The 4,733-nt window shown below is 71.3% G+C and carries 4 protein-coding genes; 1 reads left to right on the plus strand and 3 read right to left on the minus strand.

The window, feature by feature from the left end:
* From ACWCO3_RS31690 to ACWCO3_RS31700, 3 genes are all read right to left on the minus strand, one after another.
* Nucleotides 1-414 (minus strand): GNAT family N-acetyltransferase (locus ACWCO3_RS31690; RefSeq protein ID WP_450013560.1); only part of this gene is annotated, 414 nt, incomplete at its 3' end.
* Nucleotides 415-759: 345 nt separating this feature from the next.
* Nucleotides 760-2,334, minus strand: coding sequence for an FMN-binding glutamate synthase family protein (locus ACWCO3_RS31695; protein ID WP_450013562.1), 1,575 nt, complete (start codon nt 2,332-2,334; stop codon nt 760-762).
* Nucleotides 2,335-2,443: 109 nt separating this feature from the next.
* A complete protein-coding gene (locus tag ACWCO3_RS31700; RefSeq protein WP_450013564.1) occupies nt 2,444-3,574 on the minus strand; it encodes a peptidoglycan recognition protein family protein in 1,131 nt (376 codons plus the stop codon).
* A gap of 187 nt (nt 3,575-3,761) precedes the next feature.
* Between ACWCO3_RS31700 and ACWCO3_RS31705 the strand changes: the two genes are divergently transcribed.
* Nucleotides 3,762-4,733: membrane protein (locus ACWCO3_RS31705; RefSeq protein ID WP_450013566.1), on the plus strand; the 972-nt coding region annotated here is incomplete at its 3' end.

Raw genomic sequence — 4,733 nt, forward strand, 5'->3', positions numbered from 1 at the left:
GCCCAGGTCGACGGCGGGCCCGAATCCGAAGCGCGGGTAGTAGTCGGGATGCCCGAGCAGCACCACGAGCGGCTCGTCCCGCGCGTCGGCCGCGCCGAGCACCGCGTGCATCAACGCGCTGCCGACGCCGCGTCGCTGCGAGTCGGGCAGCACGCCGAGCGGCCCCAGGCCCAACGCCGCCGGCTCGCCGCCCACCAGGCCGCGGGTGGCCACCACGTGACCCACCACCTGGCCGTCCGAATCCACAGCCACCAGGGAGTACGCGGGCAGCCAGCCCTCGTCGGCGCGCAGCGCGTCGACCAGTGTCGCCTCCACCGGAACGTGGTCGCCGTCGCCGTCGGTCTTGGCGAAAGCGGCGGCGTGCACCGCCCGGATGGCGTCGACGTCGGCGGGTGTCTCACGTCTGATCAGCATCGCGCCACGATACGGGTATCCCCGGCGACGGCTCCATGCGTTTACCGCGTTCGACCGCCGACGACGCGGCGTTTTCGGCCTGCTGCCGCCAGCGCCGCCAACGCCGTGCGTCCGACGCCTGCGCCGACGGCGTTGGTCATCGGCGAAAGGCCGCGGTCTGGCGGGCATGTCGTCGGAACGCTTGATGCCACAGCGGCATCAAGATGCCACAGCGGCATCAAACGTTGGGAACATGGTTCTGGGGCCTCCGTTTCCCGATGAGCTGTCCGCCGTGCCCGGCCATGCCGTGCCCGGCGGACCTGTGTGACGCCGGGTCGGGCGGGCATGGCGCGGTCGGGTGGTTCGTCAGCCCACCGCGGTCGGCGAGGGTGGGGCGCTGCCGCCCTGCGGTGCCTCCGGCGTCATCAGTCGCACGATCTCCGCCTGGTCGGCTGCCGAGGGTAGACCCCAGTGCTGCTGGTAGCCGTACACCTCGTGCAGGGGGGTGGAGCCGGTGCGGCCGTCCAGGATCTCCACGGCATCCGTGTCGATCAGGCCGGGGTGTTCGACGCCGCAGGCCTCGGCGACCTTGGTCAGGTCGCGGCGCAGCGTTCGCAGGTAGTTGGCCGCCCGCACCGACTTCAGCGACGGGTCCAGGCCCCGGGCGAGCCACGCGTTCTGGGTGGCGACGCCGGTAGGGCAGGCGTCGGTGTGGCACTTCTGAGCCTGGATGCAGCCGATGGAGAGCATCGCCTCCCGGCCGACGTTGACCATGTCGCAGCCGAGTGCGAAGGCGACGATGGCGTTGTCCGGCAGGCCGAGCTTGCCGCCACCGACGAAGACCACCTGTTCGTGCAGGTCGTGCTCGGCGAAAATCTTGTACACCCGGGTGAAGCCCTGCTGGAACGGGAGTGACACCGAGTCGGTGAAGATCAGTGGCGCGGCGCCGGTGCCGCCCTCGCCGCCGTCGATCGTCACGAAATCCACACCGCGGCCGGTGTCGCGCATCAGCGTGGCCAACTCCTGCCAGAAGCCAAGGTCGCCGACCGCCGACTTGATACCGACCGGCAGGCCCGTCTCGGCTGCCAACAGTTCCACCCAGTCGAGGAGGCTGTCGCAGTCGGAGAACTCGGCGTGCCGCGACGGGCTCACGCAGTCCTGCCCGGCCGGGATGCCGCGGGTCGCGGCGATCTCGGCGGAGACCTTCGCGCCGGGCAGCAGACCGCCGAGGCTCGGCTTCGCGCCCTGGCTCAGCTTGATCTCCAAGGCCTTCACCGGTGCGCCGGCAACCAGGTCCTTGAGGCGGTCGAGACTGAACCGGCCCTGCTCGTCGCGGCAGCCGAAGTACGCCGTCCCGAGTTGGAAGACCAGGTCACCGCCGTTGCGGTGGTACGGCGACAGGCCGCCCTCGCCGGTGTTCTGCAAGCAGCCGGCGAGCGCCGCCCCCTTGTTCAGCGCGGCGATGGCGTTGCCGGATAGCGAGCCGAAGCTCATCCCGGAGATGTTGACCACCGACTCCGGGCGGAACGCGTGGGCCCGTCCCCGGGCGGCGCCGAGCACCTTCGCGCAGGGCAGCCGTACGTCGTGCCCGGCGGTCGGTGTCGACGGCGGAACGGCCCGGCCGAACGTGCGGTGCTTGATGATCGGATAGCCGGGGGTGTACTCGATGTCGTTGTCGGTGCCGAACCCGAAGTAGTTGTTCTGCTGCTTCGCCGAGGCGTACACCCAGCGGCGCTGGTCGCGGGTGAACGGCCGCTCCTCGTTGTTGCCGGCCACGATGTACTGCCGAAGCTCCGGCCCGATCGCCTCCAACAGGTAGCGGGCGCGTCCGAGCACCGGGAAGTTGCGCAGCAACGCGTGGTCGCGCTGGATCAGATCCCGCGCGGCGAGGGCCGCGACGGCGGCGGCAGCAGCGGGTACGGCTCGACGGGCCCATGTCATGTCCGGCACTTTCTCCGCCCGCACATCGGCTCAAACCGTCCGGCGGCGCGTTCGCGCTGGTGGCCGGGCCGGCGGCGGCGCGGGTCGGACCCGCACCGCCGCCTCGGGCTCAACGGCGCCGGTACGACTGGCGGACCGACCCGCCGACGATCGTGCACCACGTGCTCGTGCTGAGCTTGCCGTTGCGGGGCAGGCCGTGCAGCGCCTGCAGGTCCTGCACGGCGGCCCGGGTGGCGTGGTCGTACGCACCGGTGACGGTGACCGCGTACCCCTTGGTGGCGAGCATTTCCTGGACGGCCGTGACGGGCGCGCCGGTGGCGTGCTGGTCCAGCTCCGGTGCCAGCGTCTCCCAGGTCGGCGGGGTGAGGGTGGCGTCCACGTCCACCGGGATGCCGTTGCGGGCCTGCCAGTCCTGCACGGCCGCCACGGTCGCGGCGTCGAAGGTGCCGCTGACCGTCACCGCGTAGCCCCGGTGGACGAGCAGGTGCTGCACGACCCGGACCGAGGGGGAGTTGACGAAGCGCCACAGGTCCGGCCAGCGGCGCGCCGGCACGTCGCCCAGTTTGGTGCCGAGGGCGGCGTGCACCCGCCGGCGCAGCTCCGGGAACTGCCGGTAGAAGGCGGCGCCCGGGCACTCGGTGGTGCGGAAGTCCCAGTGGCCGAAGATGTCGTACGCGTGCAGTCCGTACTGTCGGCAGATCGCAACGCAGAGCTTGACCAGGGAATCGGTCAGGGCCTTTGGCGGGGTCTCGGTGACGTAGGTGCCCTCGTTCTCGATGCCGATGGCCCGGCCGTTCTCGCCCGGGCAGTGCGCAGAGATCATCTGCCGGTCGCCTGCTTCCAGACGCTCCAGGCTGCCCCGGCGCCCCTCCAGCACGTAGCCGCCCCGGCTCACCGTGAAGTGCTGGCCGGTGTCCGACCAGCCGTTGCCGTCCATGTGGAGGTCCTGGCAGTCGTGGGCCAGCTTGACCGCCTGCTCGCGGGAGTAGTCGGTGACGTTCGGGAACGCCATGTGATGCACGATGATCTTGTTGGTGGCGACGGCGCTGACCGACAACGGGTCCTTCGGCGGGCGGGCGGCCCACTCGTCGCAGCTGATGATCCAGTCCAGGTCGGTGCCGGGGGCGGCCTGTGCCGAGGCGGGGAAGGCGAGTTCGCTCCCGACGACGGCGACAGTGGCGGCGCCGAGACCGGCCCGCAGCAGCGTCCGGCGATCCAGTTCGGAATGGTCGACGTGCATGACATCTCCTCCTGCGGCCGACGGCGGGGGGATGAAAAGTAGCTCCAGTGGCCGCACGCACTCCGGAGAATATTGCCAAGACGAGTCCGCGCGCTAGACCCCGCCCAACCAGGGCGGCGTTTCCCCACGGGCGGGTGGGGGTAGGTCGGGAACGACTGTCCCGGCTGCCCCGTAGAGGAATGACCACATGAGTGACAACGTCAGCGACGCGGTGGGTGACGCCCTCCGTTCGGTGATGCTCTTCCTGCCCAAGGCCGTCGCCTTTCTGGCGATCCTGGTGGCCGGATGGCTGATCGCCAAGGCCGCGCTGAAGATCGTGGAGAAGGTCCTGGAACGGGTGGGCTTCGACCGGGCCGTCGAACGCGGCGGCGTCCGCCGCGCGTTGAGTCGCTCCCGGTACGACGCCAGCGACATCGTCGCGAAGCTCGTCTACTACGGCTTGCTGCTGTTCACCCTCCAGCTCGCCTTCGGCATCTGGGGGCCCAACCCGATCTCCGACCTGCTCGGCGCGGTGATCTCGTGGCTGCCCCGCGCCTTCGTCGCGATCGTCATCGTCGTGGTGTCCGCCGCCATCGCCAACGCGGTGAAGGACATCATCAGCGGCGCGCTCGGCGGCCTGTCGTACGGCCGGGTGCTGGCCACCACCGCCTCGGTGTTCATCCTCGGCCTGGGCGTCATCGCCGCGCTGAACCAGATCGGTGTCGCCACCGCGGTCACCACCCCCGTGCTGATCGCCGTGCTCGCCACGATCGGCGGCATCCTCGTCGTCGGGGTCGGCGGTGGCCTCATCCGTCCGATGCAGAGCCGGTGGGAGGGGTGGCTGACCCGTGCCGAGCAGGAGTCGCAGCTGATCGCCGAGCACGCCCGCGCCTACCGGGCCGGTCGCCGCGACGCCGAGGCCGAGCTGGCCCGCGCGGCGGCTGCCCCCGCCACGCCGGATGCCGAGCCGGCGCGGCCGTCCTTCGTCGGCACCGATGCGGAGGCCACGCAGGTGGTGCCCCGACCGTCCGACCCGGAGGCCACGCAGACGGTGACACGACCGTCCGATCCGGAGGCCACCCAGGTGGTGACCCGACCGTCCGACGCGGACGCGACCCAGGTGGTGCGCGCGGGCGACGCCGACACCACCCAGGTGGTGAGTGCCGGCGGCGCGGTGCCC

The organism is Micromonospora sp. NPDC002411 (assembly GCF_053592955.1).